Source organism: Fusibacter sp. QWL-12, from assembly GCF_058683495.1.
This window is the reverse complement of the sequence record NZ_CM178745.1, coordinates 3,814,938-3,831,751: the sequence shown is the minus strand read 5'-3', so window position 1 is coordinate 3,831,751 and position 16,814 is coordinate 3,814,938. Positions and strand designations below refer to the sequence as shown.

At 36.2% G+C, this 16,814-nt stretch carries 16 protein-coding genes; 14 read left to right on the top strand and 2 right to left on the bottom strand.

Translation table 11 applies throughout. The features are described from left to right. Window positions 1-89 precede the first annotated feature (89 nt). Both AC4PID_RS18325 and AC4PID_RS18320 read right to left on the bottom strand, forming a co-directional pair. On the bottom strand, window positions 90-845 hold the full coding sequence (locus AC4PID_RS18325) for a hypothetical protein (RefSeq protein WP_492133437.1): 756 nt from the start codon (window positions 843-845) through the stop codon (window positions 90-92). A gap of 9 nt (window positions 846-854) precedes the next feature. Then, window positions 855-2,600: an Rqc2 family fibronectin-binding protein gene (locus AC4PID_RS18320; RefSeq protein WP_492133436.1), complete on the bottom strand. Its 1,746-nt coding sequence runs from the start codon at window positions 2,598-2,600 to the stop codon at window positions 855-857. A gap of 194 nt (window positions 2,601-2,794) precedes the next feature. Between AC4PID_RS18320 and AC4PID_RS18315 the strand changes: the two genes are divergently transcribed. The 14 genes from AC4PID_RS18315 to AC4PID_RS18250 all read left to right on the top strand — a co-directional run bounded on the left by AC4PID_RS18315 (window position 2,795) and on the right by AC4PID_RS18250 (window position 16,780). Further along, window positions 2,795-3,679 (top strand): YicC/YloC family endoribonuclease, encoded by an 885-nt coding sequence (locus AC4PID_RS18315; protein WP_492133435.1) that lies wholly within the window; start codon window positions 2,795-2,797, stop codon window positions 3,677-3,679. A gap of 17 nt (window positions 3,680-3,696) precedes the next feature. Continuing rightward, on the top strand, window positions 3,697-4,329 hold the full coding sequence (gmk, locus tag AC4PID_RS18310) for a guanylate kinase (RefSeq protein WP_492133434.1): 633 nt from the start codon (window positions 3,697-3,699) through the stop codon (window positions 4,327-4,329). Next, window positions 4,310-4,522, top strand: coding sequence for a DNA-directed RNA polymerase subunit omega (gene rpoZ, locus AC4PID_RS18305; protein WP_492133433.1), 213 nt, complete (start codon window positions 4,310-4,312; stop codon window positions 4,520-4,522). Before gmk ends, rpoZ begins: the two co-directional genes overlap by 20 nt. A 12-nt stretch (window positions 4,523-4,534) precedes the next feature. Beyond that, the gene (gene coaBC / locus AC4PID_RS18300; protein ID WP_492133432.1) at window positions 4,535-5,722 is read left to right on the top strand and encodes a bifunctional phosphopantothenoylcysteine decarboxylase/phosphopantothenate--cysteine ligase CoaBC; all 1,188 of its coding nucleotides are present in this window, start codon (window positions 4,535-4,537) and stop codon (window positions 5,720-5,722) included. A 74-nt stretch (window positions 5,723-5,796) separates the two neighbouring features. Further along, on the top strand, window positions 5,797-8,235 hold the full coding sequence (gene priA, locus AC4PID_RS18295) for a replication restart helicase PriA (protein WP_492133431.1): 2,439 nt from the start codon (window positions 5,797-5,799) through the stop codon (window positions 8,233-8,235). 29 nt (window positions 8,236-8,264) lie between these two features. Next, window positions 8,265-8,729 (top strand): peptide deformylase, encoded by a 465-nt coding sequence (gene def, locus AC4PID_RS18290; protein ID WP_492133430.1) that lies wholly within the window; start codon window positions 8,265-8,267, stop codon window positions 8,727-8,729. A 16-nt stretch (window positions 8,730-8,745) separates the two neighbouring features. Further along, the gene (gene fmt, locus AC4PID_RS18285; RefSeq protein ID WP_492133429.1) at window positions 8,746-9,687 is read left to right on the top strand and encodes a methionyl-tRNA formyltransferase; all 942 of its coding nucleotides are present in this window, start codon (window positions 8,746-8,748) and stop codon (window positions 9,685-9,687) included. A 1-nt stretch (window position 9,688) separates the two neighbouring features. Beyond that, window positions 9,689-10,366: a zinc metallopeptidase gene (locus AC4PID_RS18280; RefSeq protein ID WP_492133428.1), complete on the top strand. Its 678-nt coding sequence runs from the start codon at window positions 9,689-9,691 to the stop codon at window positions 10,364-10,366. Window positions 10,367-10,547: 181 nt separating this feature from the next. Continuing rightward, on the top strand, window positions 10,548-11,852 hold the full coding sequence (rsmB, locus tag AC4PID_RS18275) for a 16S rRNA (cytosine(967)-C(5))-methyltransferase RsmB (RefSeq protein ID WP_492133427.1): 1,305 nt from the start codon (window positions 10,548-10,550) through the stop codon (window positions 11,850-11,852). A 25-nt stretch (window positions 11,853-11,877) separates the two neighbouring features. After that, window positions 11,878-12,582, top strand: a complete 705-nt coding sequence (locus AC4PID_RS18270) for a Stp1/IreP family PP2C-type Ser/Thr phosphatase (protein WP_492133426.1) — start codon at window positions 11,878-11,880, stop codon at window positions 12,580-12,582. Between the two features lie 10 nt (window positions 12,583-12,592). Further along, window positions 12,593-14,590 (top strand): Stk1 family PASTA domain-containing Ser/Thr kinase, encoded by a 1,998-nt coding sequence (gene pknB, locus AC4PID_RS18265; protein ID WP_492133425.1) that lies wholly within the window; start codon window positions 12,593-12,595, stop codon window positions 14,588-14,590. 11 nt (window positions 14,591-14,601) lie between these two features. Then, on the top strand, window positions 14,602-15,489 hold the full coding sequence (gene rsgA / locus AC4PID_RS18260; protein ID WP_492133424.1) for a ribosome small subunit-dependent GTPase A: 888 nt from the start codon (window positions 14,602-14,604) through the stop codon (window positions 15,487-15,489). After that, window positions 15,483-16,133 (top strand): ribulose-phosphate 3-epimerase, encoded by a 651-nt coding sequence (gene rpe / locus AC4PID_RS18255; protein WP_492133423.1) that lies wholly within the window; start codon window positions 15,483-15,485, stop codon window positions 16,131-16,133. The genes rsgA and rpe overlap by 7 nt, the downstream gene beginning before the upstream one ends. Then, window positions 16,130-16,780, top strand: a complete 651-nt coding sequence (locus AC4PID_RS18250; protein WP_492133422.1) for a thiamine diphosphokinase — start codon at window positions 16,130-16,132, stop codon at window positions 16,778-16,780. The genes rpe and AC4PID_RS18250 overlap by 4 nt, the downstream gene beginning before the upstream one ends. The last annotated feature ends 34 nt before the right edge of the window (window positions 16,781-16,814 follow it).

Here is a 16,814-nt window from a genome sequence, read left to right as displayed (position 1 = left end):
CCTCTATCTATTCTTTAGTAATTGTTTATTTAGAGTATAAAATATAATTATGAATAAAGTATAAACAAATGAACAGGGAATAGTGAATATTACCTAGTGTCAGTTGTGTAAACAAGATCCTTATAGTAATATCTAGTTTCTATGAGCTCAGTGGAAAACAACTTTGTGACGATGGCATTTAGTGAGGTTTCTGAGGGGATAACAAAATGATCGCTGGTAATTTGATCAAGAGTTCTTACCAAATCAAGTTCCTCATCTTGGTCTTTGTGAAGCCATATGCCATTGACGACGAGTAACATGTCAATATTTCCAAACGCTGTGACAGTAGGGTCATCAATGGAATCACCCAACAGGTCAGCTGGAAGTAGCACTTCGTTCACATGATTTTCAATAAGTGCATTTAGAGCTGATGTCGTGTTTTTGTAGACAATTCTCGCATGCGTGTTGTAGTTAACTAATAACCATTCGTAGGCACTGCCAATTTTGTCCGGAGTTGAACTTGTCTCAGATTTTTTGATGATAAAGGGCGTTTGTTTAGTGAATATTGCCCTTCCACCTAGTAAATCACCATAACTTTTAACATAAGAATAGCCATCAATCATTATTGCGTCAACTTCATTTGAGAGGTAAGCTTGAAGCAATTCATCTTCTGCGATAAAAGTAACCAGCTTGACCTCATAAGGAAAATCAGTACCCTTTAAATTAAACTCATCTTTATCATAATCTAAGATACCGATATCAAAAGTATCTTCATTAAGCTTAATCAAAAAAAGGTTGACTACAGTGGATCCTAAAAAAACGATTGCAATTATTATCGTTAGAAATAAAAGGGTCTTTTTGTTCATTTGACCTCCTTAATTTACGGTCTCATCAATAATATGTTGAATTGCATCATATGAGGGTGTAACAAAAATCGTTTTTTGATGTGTGTAAATAACCATCCCAGGCTTAGCACCACTTGGTTTTGATACGTGCTTAATCAAAGTATAATCCACAGGTACATTACTTGAATCTTTCGCTTTTGAGTAATAAGCTGCGATTAACGCGGCTTCGAATAAGGTTTGCTCATCTGGTGTTGTTCCCTCAGTCCGAATGATGACATGAGAACCAGGAATATCCTTTGTATGGAGCCAAATATCTTTGTTGGATGCAAGTTTTGTGGTCAAATAATCATTTTGAAGGCTGCTTTTACCAACCAATATTTGATAGCCACTCTTTGACACAAAGGTTTTATACATCACTTTTATATTCGCTTTTTTCTTTTGAACTCTACCTTTAATATAGCCTTGCTCAACCAACTCAGATTTTATATCGTCAATGATCTTGTTGTCTTCACTGTTTTCAAGATGAGTTAGAACTTCTTCTAGATAGTTGACATCAAGCTTTGTCTCTTGAATTTGATGCTCAAGTTCTACTGCAGCTTTTTTAAGCTTGTTATATTTCTTAAAGTAAGCCTGCGCATTTTCAGTGGGTTCGAGGCGTGTATCCAAATCAATACTTTTCTGTTCAGGTGGATCTTGATAATAATCAAGGACAACTGCTTTGTTCATTCCTTTTTCAAGAGAGTAGAGATTGGCTAAGAGTAACTCACCACAAATCTTATATTGATCTGCATTTTCTGCATCGTTTTTTTCAAGCTCTTGTTTGCCAAGCTTTGCACGGTATCTTTCAATCCTTTGTGCAAGTGTCTTTTTAAGCATAAGCGTTCTTTGATGCATTTTATGTTCTCTATTTGACCTTAAGTAAAAGCGTTCAAGTGCCTCTGATAATGTCGGGTAGTTAACTTGTTTTAAATCAGGACGCATATCTGGCAAAAAGTAGATTAATTTTGATAAACCTAATTCATCAGAATAGACATATCCATTTGAAGGCTGAGACTTAATCTGATCAAATTGACGTTTAAGCTCAAGTTTTTGATTTTCAGATAAGTTTGATACGATAAAATCAGCATCAACGCCAATTTTCAAACAAATATAATTTGAAATTAAAGGGCTAAACCCTTGTATCGTCATATATAATGCCTTAGAAAGCTTTTGGTCTGGTTGACGCGAGAGAATTGCTTCGATTAAATGATCGTTAGTTTCGGAAAAATCAACTTTATCAGAGGGTATGAACTCATACTTTAATCCAGGTAAAACAGATCTGACTCGGCTCATATCTGGTGTTATTCGTTTGATGCTGTCAATGATCGTGAAATCAGCTTTGGTTAAAATAATATTCGAATGTTTCCCCATGATTTCAACAATTAGCTTTTTAAGCTCAAAATCACCTAATTCGTTTTTTGATTCTATTTCGAGAATTAAAATACGTTCATAGCCCAGCTGTTTTATACTTTGTATTTTTCCACCTGAAAGATGCTTACGCATTAGCATACAGAACATAGGTGGTGCTTGGGGGTTTTCTTTTTTATCATCTATTAATGCAAAAAAGGGCATGGATGCATCTACAGATATAAACAATTGTTGGTTTCCTAAATTTCCTCTGATCATCAATGAAAGTTCATCTTTTTCAGGTTGGAATACTTTATCTATACGTCCACCTTCAAGTGAACGTTTTAACTCTTCGGTTAGTTTTTGCATGAGTAGACCATCAAATGACATATGGGCCTCCTTTGTAAGTTTCATTAGAAAGTATAACATTAATTGATTTAGACTTCAATTGGACATAGGATTGGAAGATGCCTTGCTGAAAGTCTCAAATTAAGTTTTTAACTTATTTTCATAGGTGACTTCCACTTGAATAACCAATCTAGACTGTGCTATAATTTAATGATGTAAAGATTTTGGAGGTAGCCATGATATATAGCATGACGGGGTTTGGCAGAGGTGAGTTTAGCAATGAAGCCTTTGATGTGACACTTGAGATTAAGTCAGTGAATAATAGATATTGCGACATTATCATCAAAATGCCAAAAAAACTAAACGTTTTTGAAGACCGCATTAAGAATAAAATTAAGGCACAGCTTTCAAGAGGTCGAATTGACGTATATATTAATCTAGACGAAAAAGCTTTTGACAATTATGAAGTTACAGCAAATTATGATGTATTAGATAAATATGTCAAAATTTATAAAGACATTCAAGCGAGATATGGGTTAAGAGATGATGTATCATTGCCTATGTTAACTAGATTACAAGATGGTATTGACGTATCTTATCAGGAACGTGGTGAAGATGAGTACTGGACATCAATAGAACCAGCTCTTGACCAAGCGATTGAAAGAATTCTTGAAATGCGGACACAAGAAGGGTTACAGCTTAAAAATGATATTCTTTCTAAAGTGGAAAATATTAGAAGAACATTAGTATTAATTGAACAACAGGCACCTAGAATTGTAGACGCTTATAAAGCAAAAATGAGAGAGCGTATTTCAGAGCTTTTAGGTGAGCTAAATGCTGAACTTGATGAAATCCGTTTGGCAAATGAAATCGCTATTTATGCAGATAAAACCAATATAAACGAAGAAATCGTACGGATCTATTCACATTTAGAGCAAATCGGAAAGATATTAGCGTCAAATGAGCCAGTCGGTAGAAAGCTAGACTTCCTTGTACAAGAATTAAACAGAGAAGTCAATACTATCGGTTCAAAATCACCTGATATCGACATTTCGAATTTAGTGATCGAACTTAAGAGCGATATTGAACAAATTCGTGAGCAAATTCAAAATATCGAATAATTGATAAGGGAGCTTTTATGAATCATAAAGGATTACTCATCATTGTCTCAGGACCTTCTGGAGCAGGAAAAGGTACGATTTGCAAGGAACTTTTACAAAGAGACCCTTCGATAATCGTTTCAGTATCTGCGACGACAAGACAACCTAGAAATGGTGAACAGGACGGTATCAGTTATCATTTTTTAACAAGAGACCGCTTTGAAAACATGATCCAGAATAATGGGTTTTTAGAACATGCTTGTGTGTATAACAATTACTATGGTACGCCTAAGGATTTTGTAGTAGAGCAGATATCAAGTGGCAAAAATGTTTTGCTTGAAATCGATATTCAGGGTGCACTTCAGGTTAAGAAAAAATACCCAGAGGGTGTGTTTGTATTTATTTTACCACCATCAATGAAAACGCTTAAAACGAGAATTGAAGGTAGGGGATCAGAAACACCTGAAAGTTTAAAAACAAGACTTTCAAGTGCTGTAAGTGAGATTGAACTCATTAGAAATTATGATTATTTTATTGTAAATGACACTGTTAACCATGCAACGGATATACTTCAAGCGATTATAACTGCTGAGAAGTGTCGCGTAAATGCTGATATAGAAGAAATTGTGTGTAGATTTAAGGAGGAGACAAATGTTAAAACCGTCGATTGATGAGTTAATTGAAAAAGTAGGAAATCGTTATGCGCTATGTATCGTCGCAGCTAAGAGAGCACGACATATTATAGATGGTGAAGATGATTCTATCGATTTTGAAGTAGAAAAACCATTATCTTTAGCGATTGAAGAAATTATGGATGGCGAAGTAGAAGTCAATATTCCAGAACCACCACAAGATAGAATCTAGAAAGGACAGCTTATGCTAACCGGCAAAAATATAGTGTTAGGTGTAACTGGAGGCATTGCAGCTTATAAAGCTGCCGACGTCGTCAGTCGATTGAAAAAACAAGGTGCAAATGTCTATGTGATTATGACTGAAAATAGCACACAGTTTGTTAGTGCGTTAACTTTTCAATCACTCTCACAAAACTATGTTGTAACGGATATGTTCGAAGATCCAAAGACTTGGGACGTGGAACACATATCACTTGCGAAAAGAGCAGATCTATTTTTAATTGTACCTGCAACAGCAAACATCGTAGGTAAAATCGCAAATGGTATCGCTGATGATATGCTAACGACAACCGTTATGGCCACAGTCGCTCCGGTGTTTTTTGCACTGGCTATGAATACCAAAATGTATGAAAACCCGATTTTCCAGTCCAATGTTAAAAGACTTGAGCATTTTGGCTATCATATGATTTTACCTGGTGCGGGTAGACTGGCGTGTGGTGATGTTGGAGCAGGTAAATTAGCCGATCCTGAATTGATTGTACAAACGGTGCTGGATTATTTTAATTCACCTAAGCCATTCGCTGGGAAAAAAATACTGATTACAGCAGGACCAACGAGAGAAGCAATTGATCCGGTAAGGTACATTACTAACCAATCCAGTGGCAAAATGGGGTATGCAATTGCCTCGGAAGCGTATAAATTGGGTGCAGAAGTTATACTTGTAAGTGGTCCAACTGGATTAACACCTCCAAATGGTGTAAAGTTTATTTCTGTGGAATCGACTGCAGATATGTATGATGCTGTTATGAAAAATTTGGATGTGGATGTGGTCATTAAAGCTGCAGCCCCAGCGGATTACAAGATTGCAACTTATAGTGAAGAAAAGATAAAAAAATCCGATGATGAAATGACGTTAACTTTAGCTAAGAATCCCGATATTTTAAAAGAAGTCGGCAAGCTTAAGACACATCAAATATTAGTAGGGTTTGCAGCGGAAACAAATAATGTTGAAGCATATGCAAAAAAGAAGCTCGTAGAAAAAAACTTAGATTTTATTGTTGCAAACGATGTGTCAAAGGAAGGCGCTGGATTTAATGGCGACACAAATATCGTCACACTTTATGACAAGGATGGATCAAAAGAGGCTTATGACTGTCTTGAAAAATCTGAAGTTGCAAAATTGATACTTGATAAAGTTATTCGTAAATTGTAAAAAATTATACCCTAGACTGTCTTTGCAGACTAGGGTATTTTAACATATGTCTGTCAGCTGATTTGAGGGAGTTCATGTACGCACAAATAATCATACTTAAAACAACAAGTCAACTAGATCGTCCTTTTACTTATGCTGTACCTGATCTATTTCAAGATAGAGTTTTTGTAGGTGCTAGAGTTCTTGTACCTTTTGGCAGATCAGGCTATCTGGAAGGAATCATAGTTGCACTAGACGTTGAAATAGAAGCCGTTGCATTTGAAATAAAATCGATTCATTATGTTTTTTCTGATGGGGTTCATTTAAATGAAGCTTTAATTGATTGCGCTCACTTTATTGCCCTCGATACGGTTAGCACCGTTTCAGAAGCCTTGCAGCTTTTTTTACCTTCTGGAACACAAGTGAATCAAAAGAAAATTTATTCATATAGAGTTGAGTTTGATGCAACAAAGCATAAACTTAAAAAGTCTGAAGGTCTTATCCTCAATCAGTTACAAAGCTCTGAAATAATTGAAGAGGATCTTTTACCGGATGCATCAATCGCCACTAAGCGTAATGCCCTCAATCGACTGTTGGCAATTGGGGCTATTGATCTAAGATATGAGTTTGAACAAAGCGTTGTAGATGCAACGGAAGATTGGATTATTATAACGGAATACTTAAAGGCATATCTAGAAAATATACCTTCAAATCATATTGCAAGACAAAAATTAGCTCAGTATATGTTGAGTCATAAAGAGGCAAAACGTTTAGATGTTCAAGCAATTCTAAAAGTTCCTAAGACCGTCATAGACCGCTTTTGTGATGATGGTGCATTGTTATTGGAGGCGAGAAACATCCTTCGTTTGCCTGAGTTTATGTCGGTTAGAGATAGCAAGAAAAACATTACCCTTAATCCAGAGCAAAATACTGCATATAATGAAATTTTGGACACTTTTAGATCGCAGAAAGCAAACGATTTTTTACTTTACGGTGTCACGGGAAGTGGAAAAACGGAAGTCTATGCAGAGCTAATTGAAACCATTATCAAAGAAGGAAAAAAAGCAATTGTGGTTGTACCTGAGATTACCTTGACGTCACAATTGGTTGGACGATTGGCATCTAGGTTTGGCGCAGATCGAATAGCGTTGTTACACTCAAAGCTATCGCCAGGGGAAAGATATGATCAATGGAAGGGCATCAAACGTGGTGAGTTCGATATTGTGATAGGCGCTAGGTCTGCTATTTTTGCGCCACTTGACGCTATCGGTATTATCATAATTGATGAATGTCATGAGCCTGCATTTCGCTCGGAAAAAAGACCGAAATATACAACCTATGAGGTAGCAAAATATCGTTCAGAGGCATCCAATGCCATTTTAGTTTCTGGATCTGCAACACCTACAGTTGGAAGTTATAAAGAAGCTTTAGATGGAAAAAGACATTTAATTAAATTAAATAGTCGCCACAATCAGAAATCTGTTCCTGAAATCGAAATTGTAGATATGCGTCAAGAGCTAAAGGAGGGTAACAAATCGATTTTAAGTCGGTCTTTATATGAAGCGATGACGGATACACTAGACAGAAAACAACAAATTATCATCTTTCTGAATAGAAAAGGACACAGTACATTTGTTTCTTGTAGAAGCTGTGGCTTTACTTTAGCTTGCCCTAACTGTGATGTTACTTTAACTTATTTTAAGGGTGAAAAGTCAGTTAAGTGTAACTATTGTAATTACGAAACTTATGTGCCAAAAAAATGTCCAAAGTGCGAAAGTCAGTATTTTAAGTATTTTGGCGTTGGTACTGAAAAGGTTGAAGAACAGCTATCAGATTTATTCCCTAAAGCAAAAATTGCAAGAATGGATCGAACGACTACTAGTAAAAAGGGAAGTGTTGAACAGATTATTTCTGATGTTGAAGCTGAAGCCGTGGATATATTAATTGGGACGCAAATGGTTGCAAAGGGTCTTGACTTTAAAAAGGTTACTTTAATAGGGATTTTATCGGCAGATCTAATGCTCAATTTACCTAATTTTCAAGCCTCGGAGAGAGCTTACCAGTTGTTTAATCAGGTCGCTGGAAGAGCGGGTAGAGGTGAACATGAAGGTCGAGTCATTTTACAAACCTATTCTCCCGATCATTACGCACTCAATCAAGAAAGTTATGAATCCTTTTATCAAAATGAAATCAATTATAGAGAGCTGATGAAGTATCCACCTTATTATAATTTGATTAATTTATTATTTACTTCGAGTCAATCTCAAGTGGCTGGTGAGTTTGCAGAAAGAAGCCATTTGTACCTTAAGAAGAAAATATTAAAAAAAGGTTTACAAAATGATATTGAACTTTACCCTGCAAATCCTGCATTATTAAAGAAAATAGATAACACATACCGTTGGCAAGTCATCTTAAAAGTCAAACCTGAAATCCTACCAGTGATTAAGGAAATTCTAAAAGATCTAGAAACACATTTCTATGATGTGAAGACTTGCAAATTAAGTATGGATTTAGATGCAACTCATATATTATAATGTTATAGATAAGTTAACAGGAGGAAAACATGGCAATTCGAACGATTCGTACAGATAATGATCCAGTTCTTCGAAAGGTAGCTAGAGAAGTAACGGTTTTTGATGAAAAATTAGAAGTTTTAGTTGAGGATATGATCGAAACGATGCATGATGCTGATGGGGTAGGCCTTGCAGCACCGCAAATCGGCATTTTAAAGAGAGTGATTGTATTTGATTTATACGATGATGAAGGACCAATGGCTTTAATTAATCCAAGAATCGTAGATCAAAGTGGCATTCAAATGGAAGAAGAAGGTTGCTTAAGTCTTCCAGGACGTCATGGAATTGTTAAAAGACCACTTTCTGTAACCGTGCAGTTTGAAGATTTAGATGGAGAATCATATGAAATCGTCGGTGAAGAACTGTTGGCAAGAGTACTTTGCCATGAAATCGATCATTTAGATGGTGTTCTATATATCGACAAACAAATAATTGTGGAAGAAAAAGCTGAATAAGGAGATCGTCTTACCAATGAGAGTAATTTTTATGGGAACACCTGATTTTGCAGTGGATACACTTGAACAATTGGTTAAGCATCACGAAGTCATTGGCGTTTTTACACAGCCGGACAAACCAAAAGGCAGGGGTAAGAAAATGGCATTTCCGCCAGTTAAGGAGTGCGCATTGAAGTATGATCTACCTGTTTATCAGCCGGATAAGATACGATTAGGTAAATGGCCAGAAACAATTAAAGCACTTCACCCAGATTTTATAGTGGTTGTAGCATATGGACAAATATTATCTCAAGAGATTTTAGATATTCCAAGATATGGATGTATCAATGTTCATGCATCGCTTTTGCCGAAGTATCGTGGTGCAGCACCGATTAACTGGGCAATTGTAGAGGGAGAAACTATAACCGGTGTAACCACTATGCAGATGGCTATGGGGATTGACACTGGTGATATGCTTCTCAAAAAAGAAGTGCCAGTGGAAAGAAAAAATGCAGGTGAACTAACCACTGAGCTTGCTGCTGTGGGTGCGGAACTACTGATAGAGACGTTAGATAAAATTGTTAATAATGAAATTGTTCCAGAAGTACAGGATGATTCGCTCAGTACTTATGCTAAGATGTTAAATAAAAATTTAGCGTTAATTGATTGGACAGAGAGTGCAAGTAAGATTGAAATGAAGATAAGAGGATTCAATCCATGGCCTGTAGCACATACTAAATACAATGATGAAACACTTAAAATATTTTCTGCTGAAGTCATTCAAGATGATGTCTATGATAAAGCCGCTGAAGGTGAGATCATACAGTTTGATAAAAAAAGCATTTGGGTTAAAACAGGAGATGGCATTTTAAGTATTCTTGAATTACAGTTGGGCAGTAATAAACGAATGTCTACTCAAGCATTTTTATTAGGTAACGAAATTGAACTAGGAATGATTTTAGGTCAACAGGAGGTTTAATATGTATTTCGGATCAAGTTATTTACTCATTTTAGTATTGTTTATAGTTGCATCATTTGCCAGCATGGGCGTAAAATCAACCTTCAATAAGTTTCATAAAGTTAGAAATATGAGGGGGTTGACAGGTGCTCAGGCTGCAGATCTGATATTGAGAAACAACGGATTATACGATGTTAAAATCGAAAGAGTTTCAGGTTATTTGACGGATCATTATGATCCAAGATCAAAAACCGTTAGATTATCGGAACCAGTCTATGATAATCCATCAATCGCTTCTGTAAGTGTTGCATGCCATGAAGTAGGTCATGCATTACAGCATGCAAATGGCTATGCACCCTTATCTTTAAGAACAGCTATTTTACCTGCAGCTCAATTAGGCTCTCAAGCGTTGTGGCCATTGTTCATTGCAGGGATGATTTTTTCTATGCCGCAGCTTATTAATATTGGCATATTGTTCTTTTCGTTCTCGGTTGTTTTCCAGCTACTTACTTTGCCTGTAGAGTTTGATGCAAGTTCAAGAGCCATCAAATTGATGGAAAGTTACGGCATTCTTAGCACTGAAGAAAATAGTGATGCAAGACGTGTTCTTAGAGCAGCGGCTATGACTTATGTTGCAGCGGCAGCTATGGCCATTGGCCAATTGGTTAGACTGCTTCTACTTAATAGAGGTAGAGATTAACCGTAAGTGTAATTATTACACATCATTTTTGATTATGATCCTGCCCTCAATTGTATCTTAGTATACAACTAGAAGGCAGGATTTTTATGTATGGATATTAAAATATTTTGATAAATCATATGATACACTTAAATTAATTGCTTATCTTTGGTATAATAGTTCAGATAAGCGAGGATAAATAATGAAGATAAATGCAAGAAAATTGGCTTTAAGAATATTAGATGAAATCAGTGAAACTGGTGAATTTTCACATGTGATACTAAATAGAACCTTTGATTCGTTTGAGATTGAGTCAATTGATCGAAGATTTATTTCACAGATCGTATTAGGGGTCTTAGAAAATCAAATACGTTTGGATTACTATATACGCAAGTTGTCATCCTTGAGATTTGGTAGAATAGATCAATCCATTATTAATATACTTAGAATGGGTCTGTATCAATTGAGTGATATGGATAAAATCCCTGAGTCTGCAGCGGTAAATGAAGCCGTCAAACTTGCAAAAGGAATTTCCCCCAAATATGGCGGTTTTGTCAATGGCATTTTGAGGCAGTTTATTCGAATGGGCAAACAAGTTGAACTGCCAAATAAGAGCAAACATATTGTCACATACCTTAGCATCGCCTATTCATACCCTGAGTGGTTGGTATCTCTTTGGATTGATCAATATGGGATACCATTTACTGAGGCACTTTTAATTGCAAATCATAAAATTCCTGAATTGACGCTTAGAGTGAACACTTTTAAAACTTCTCGTGAGAAAGTTCTTCGTAATTTGGAAAATCAAGGTGTCACTGCCATTGCTTCAGAAAAGATTGAAGAAGGCATTATTATAATAAATATGAACGGTAACAGTATAAAACAGTTAGATGGCTACGAAACAGGTGATTTTATGATACAGGACTTAAGCTCAATGGCAGTGGCTGCTTATACTGAAGTCCATAAAGGCGATTTAATCATAGATGTCTGTGCTGCACCTGGTGGTAAATCCACGCACTTTGCTCAAAAGTTAGAAAATACTGGGTGTGTCATTTCGAGAGATTTACAAGAAAGCAAGCTTGAATTAATCAAAGAAAACTTCGAAAGACTTGGACTGACAAATGGTAGAATAGAAAGCTATGATGCGTCGGTCTTAGATGAAACCTTGATCGAACAAGCCGATACCGTAGTCGTAGATGCACCTTGCTCAGGTCTGGGGATTATTAGACGAAAACCAGACATCAAATATAATAAATCCCTTGAAAGTTTAAAGGATTTAGAATTGATCCAAGCGAATATACTTGAAGTTTCATCAAGATACGTCAAACCAGGTGGAAAATTAATTTATAGTACATGTACACTCAATAGAGGCGAAAACGAAGCTATTGTAGAGGCATTCATAAAAAATGATGACAGATTTATATTAGAATCTACACCAGAAACATTCTTTCCAAATCAACATGGTTCTGATGGTTTTTTCATAGCAAGATTAAAAAGAAGGTCTTAGTTGTACACTAAGAGAGAGGTAAACGATGAAAGCGGTCGCATTAACTGATGTGGGCAAAATGAGAGAAAACAATGAAGATTATTACATTGTCTGTAATGAATCTGCATTATACGTGATAACGGATGGTATGGGTGGTTATCAAGCAGGTGAAGTTGCTGCTGAAATTGCTGCAAGGCATATTGTAGAGAATTTCAAAGTACAAACAGCCTCTTCCATAGAAGAAAAATTTAAAGTCATACTTGAGAAAGCAAATGATGCAATAATCAGTTATGTTAAAGAACACCCGGAATGTCGTGGCATGGGAACAACTTCGGTTCTAGCTCACTTTGAAGGTGATAGCTTGTGGGTGGTAAATGTAGGTGACAGTAGATGCTATGGCGTTAAGGCCAATGAAATAATTCAGCTATCTGAAGATCATTCTTTAGTAGCTGAGCTTGTTAAGATTGGTAGTATAAGTGTTGAAGAAGCGGAGAAGCACCCGGATAGAAATATCATAACAAGTGCTCTTGGTGTAGATCGACAATTTGATATTTGTATCAAAGAATATAATATAAATGAGTTTACCCATATCGTGTTGTGTTCAGATGGCCTATCCAATATGGTGTCGTCTCTTGAACTTCTGGAACTTATTCAGAATACTGATTTGAACTCAGTTCCACAAGCGATGGTAGATCTTGCAAATCACAATGGTGGAAAAGATAACATAACCGTGATTTGTATCGAACTATAAGGAGGCATAAATGAAGCAGTTGATAGGTGTTAATTTAGGAAATAGATACGAGTTGTTAGAGATTATAGGTGTAGGAGGCATGGCAGTCGTCTATAAGGGAAGAGACAATGTACTCAATAGATTGGTTGCTGTGAAAATACTTAAACCGGAATTTAACGCAGATGAAGAGTTTGTAAAGAAGTTTCAAAAGGAATCGCAAGCAGCTGCGAGCTTGTCACATCCTAATATTGTCAATGTGTTCGATGTCGGTTACAGTAGTGACGTACATTACATCGTCATGGAACTGGTTACAGGTAATACCTTGAGAGATTACCTAAACAAAATGCAAGGCTTTATGAAAGAAGATGCAATCATTAATATCGCGCTTCAAATAAGTTCTGCACTTGCTCAAGCACATCAAAATGAAATTGTGCACAGAGATATTAAGTCACAAAATATTTTGATTAATGAGCAGGGTAGTGTAAAGGTTGCTGATTTTGGTATTGCAAGAGCTGCTACAACTGCAACGATCGTCAACACAAAAGAAGTTATCGGTTCTGTTCATTATGCATCACCTGAGCAGGCGAGAGGCGGATTTGTTGATGCTAGAAGTGATATTTATTCTTTAGGGATTCTTCTTTATGAACTTGCAACAAAAACGTTGCCATTTGAAGGGGATTCACCTGTTACGATAGCGCTTAAGCAGATTAAGGATGAGATGCCTAGCCCGATGATGATTAATCCTGAAATTTCAGAAGGACTCGCTTCTATCGTTCATAAAATGACAGAAAAAATGCCAAATGACAGATATCAAAATATCGAAGAGGTAATTCAGGATTTGAAGACTTTAAAAGGCGATAAAACTTTTGTTGTTCCTTTTCAAACGTATGATAATCACGAAACAGCAGTTTTACCAAAGATAACGGAGGAAGAGTTAATGGCATACCAGACTAAAAAGCGTGCGCCTGTAACTACAAATACAAATGCAAATGCAACCAATCAACCTTCTAAAAAGAAGTGGTTTGGTTTAAGTGAAAAGAAAGTTAATACGACGCTTGCAATTCTTGCTGCTTTGGTTCTTGCTATGATCGTATTTGGTGTCGTCGCTATTGGTAAATTTCAGGATATCTTTAAAATTGACTCCGTTGAAGTGCCAAATGTCGTAGACATGCCTGTTGCAGAAGCTGTAACGGTCTTAAATGATCTTGGATTAAAAACCGATACAACTGAATATAGGGTTCATAATGATATTGAAGTGGATCATGTTATTTCTCAATCAGTTATTGAAGGTGAAAAAGTCAAAGTTGGCTATACTGTAAAACTGGTAATCAGTAGTGGCGGTATTCAGTCTATCATTCCAAACGTAAAGCAACAAACCTTAACTGAGGCTAAGGTAATGATAGAAAATGAAGGATTCACTTTAGGCGAAGTGACTTATGAGTTCAATGAACTTCCTGAGGGGATGATTTTAAGTCAAACACCAAAATCAGGTATAAAAATGCCACAGGGCACAGTGATAGATATCGTTGTAAGTCAAGGTCCAGAAACCAACACCGTTATCGTGCCTTCACTAGAAACGAAGACCATTAGAGAAGCTGAGAGTACGTTAAATTCGATAGGGCTTAAGTTAGGCGAAATCACTTACGAAGCAAGTGAAACCATAGAAAAAGACAAAGTAATATCAAATAGTAAAATAGGAACAGAAGTCGATTTGGGAACCTATGTAAGTATCGTTGTAAGCTTAGGCAATGAAACGACAACTGAGGCGACGGAAGAGACAACAGAAGGCTATTCAAGTGAGCTAAATGTAAAAGTAATCATTGAAACGGATAAGTTTGTTAACGATACTGAAACAATCAAGATTGAAATGCTACAGGGAAATGAAAGAACAACTATATATGAAAATGTACATTCAAAGTCTGAAGGTCCAGAATTCTTAATTCAAACGACGGTCAAAGGTACTGGTACTGCCAAGTTACTTGTTTATTATGGCGATGTCCTTCAATTACAACAAGACATTCAATTTTAAGGAGTGTGCAGATGCATCAAGGCATTATTTTTAAAGGAATCGGTGGTTTTTATTATGTAAAATCCTCCGGTATTCTTTACGAGTGTAAAGCAAGAGGAAAGTTTAAAAATGATAAAATCACGCCAATGGTTGGTGATCATGTAGGTATATCCATATATGATGATGAAAAACATCTGGGTGTAATCGAAGAAATCTATGATCGAAAGAACAGCTTAATACGACCTGCTGTTTCAAATGTCGATCAGGCAATCATTGTTTTTTCGATTAAAAATCCAGATCCAAATCTCATGTTGTTGGATAAAATGATCGTTTTAGCTGAGCATGCGGGTCTTGATGTCATATTGTGTTTTAATAAATCTGATTTAGACGTGGATTATGATTTTGATAAATTTTCTAGAATTTATCGACAGGCAGGTTATCGTGTCGTAAATACTTGTGCCATTAAAAAGCTAGGTATTGATGATTTATTGGAAATATTAAAGGATAAAATCAGTGTATTTTCTGGGCCATCTGGTGTTGGTAAATCTTCACTACTAAATGCCATCGAAGATTTTTCAGTTGAGACAGGTGAGGTCAGTGAGAAAATTAAAAGAGGCAGACATACAACACGTCATTCTGAACTCTTTGAGATTCAGAATGGTGGTATTATTGTAGATACACCTGGATTTACTTCTCTTTCTTTATCAGATGTTGAACCAGAAGTTTTAGGAGATTATTTTCCAGAGTTTAGAATGCCATCAGAGTCGTGTCGGTTTGATAACTGCTCTCACATCAATGAGCCAGATTGTGGCGTTAAGGAAGCAATTGAAAGCAATCAGATAGAATCAGTGCGATACGAGGCTTATTTGTACATTTATAAAGAGATCACAGAACAGAAAAGGAGAACAAACAAATGGTAAAGATAGCACCTTCGATTTTATCAGCTGATTTTTCAAGGCTGTTAGAACATGTGAATGAAGTTGAAAATGCAGGGGTTGAATATCTACATGTTGATGTTATGGATGGACATTTTGTTCCAAACATTTCTTTTGGTGCGCCAATTTTAAATGCACTTAAAGGTAAAACAAGTCTTTTTATGGATGTACATTTGATGATTGAAACACCAGATCGCTATATTGAAGATTTTGTTAAAGCAGGTGCAGATTTAATCAATGTTCACGTAGAAGCGTGTACGCATTTGCATAGAACGATACAATTGATTAAGTCATTTGGTGTAAAGGCAGCGGTTACATTAAATCCTGCTACACCATTAAATGTTCTTGATGAAATACTTCCTGAGTTAGATATGGTGTTACTTATGTCTGTAAATCCAGGTTTTGGTGGCCAATCTTATATTCAAGCAACTACCGATAAAATCAAAAGATTAAAACAAATGATTATAGAAAGAAATCCTAGTTGTGAAATCGAAGTTGATGGTGGTATCAATTTGAAAAATGTTAAAGAAGTAGTAGATGCAGGTGCGGATGTCATCGTAGCAGGATCGGCAATTTTTAATACGGACAATATCATGGATACCGTTAAAGCTTTCAGAGCAGCCTTATGAGAACCGCTTTAATTGCTCTTGGTGGAAAATTTACGAATCCTAGTCGAGTGAGGCAACAGCTTAATAGTATTTCTGAAAATCTTCGTTTTGATGAAATCATAGGTGTGGATAGTGGTTGTCATTTGTTAAAGGCGATAGATTTGGAACCGACGCATATTTTAGGTGATTTTGACTCCATAGGTAATTTGTCAGAGTTTAAGCAAATTTGGCAGAAAGCTCAAATTCATACTTTTAATTCAGAGAAGGATGAAACAGATGCAGAACTGGCATTTATGCTCACAAGGGACCTAGAAATAGATAAAATTGTAATAATTGGTGCGTTTGGTGGTCGAGTCGATCATATGCTAAGTGTCTTTTTTATGGCAAGCCAGTATGCTGATGTAGACTTAATCGATGAGTGGAACTGTGTTAAGAGTTTTAATGCGCCGTTTATATATGATGTTTTACATCAAGATCATTCGTATATTTCATTAGTGCCTTTAACAGAGCTTAAGGGGGTTACCTTATCGGGTTTCAAATATCCTTTGGAACAGGCGGTTATTCCATTTGCTAGCACATTAGGAATCAGCAATGAGCTGATTGAAGATTGTGGAAAAATCTTAATAGAGTCGGGTAGAGGTTACCTGATCTTTAGTAAAGATAGTTAGTGAATCCATAACATTCTGTTCCTTTCACATTTAA

Bases quoted from the DNA above. Each gene is read 5' to 3' on its own strand.
- AC4PID_RS18325 (WP_492133437.1), bottom strand. From the start codon at position 845: ATGAACAAAAAGACCCTTTTATTTCTAACGATAATAATTGCAATCGTT.
- AC4PID_RS18320 (WP_492133436.1), bottom strand. From the start codon at position 2,600: ATGTCATTTGATGGTCTACTCATGCAAAAACTAACCGAAGAGTTAAAA.
- AC4PID_RS18315 (WP_492133435.1), top strand. From the start codon at position 2,795: ATGATATATAGCATGACGGGGTTTGGCAGAGGTGAGTTTAGCAATGAA.
- gmk (WP_492133434.1), top strand. From the start codon at position 3,697: ATGAATCATAAAGGATTACTCATCATTGTCTCAGGACCTTCTGGAGCA.
- rpoZ (WP_492133433.1), top strand. From the start codon at position 4,310: ATGTTAAAACCGTCGATTGATGAGTTAATTGAAAAAGTAGGAAATCGT.
- coaBC (WP_492133432.1), top strand. From the start codon at position 4,535: ATGCTAACCGGCAAAAATATAGTGTTAGGTGTAACTGGAGGCATTGCA.
- priA (WP_492133431.1), top strand. From the start codon at position 5,797: ATGTACGCACAAATAATCATACTTAAAACAACAAGTCAACTAGATCGT.
- def (WP_492133430.1), top strand. From the start codon at position 8,265: ATGGCAATTCGAACGATTCGTACAGATAATGATCCAGTTCTTCGAAAG.
- fmt (WP_492133429.1), top strand. From the start codon at position 8,746: ATGAGAGTAATTTTTATGGGAACACCTGATTTTGCAGTGGATACACTT.
- AC4PID_RS18280 (WP_492133428.1), top strand. From the start codon at position 9,689: ATGTATTTCGGATCAAGTTATTTACTCATTTTAGTATTGTTTATAGTT.
- rsmB (WP_492133427.1), top strand. From the start codon at position 10,548: ATGAAGATAAATGCAAGAAAATTGGCTTTAAGAATATTAGATGAAATC.
- AC4PID_RS18270 (WP_492133426.1), top strand. From the start codon at position 11,878: ATGAAAGCGGTCGCATTAACTGATGTGGGCAAAATGAGAGAAAACAAT.
- pknB (WP_492133425.1), top strand. From the start codon at position 12,593: ATGAAGCAGTTGATAGGTGTTAATTTAGGAAATAGATACGAGTTGTTA.
- rsgA (WP_492133424.1), top strand. From the start codon at position 14,602: ATGCATCAAGGCATTATTTTTAAAGGAATCGGTGGTTTTTATTATGTA.
- rpe (WP_492133423.1), top strand. From the start codon at position 15,483: ATGGTAAAGATAGCACCTTCGATTTTATCAGCTGATTTTTCAAGGCTG.
- AC4PID_RS18250 (WP_492133422.1), top strand. From the start codon at position 16,130: ATGAGAACCGCTTTAATTGCTCTTGGTGGAAAATTTACGAATCCTAGT.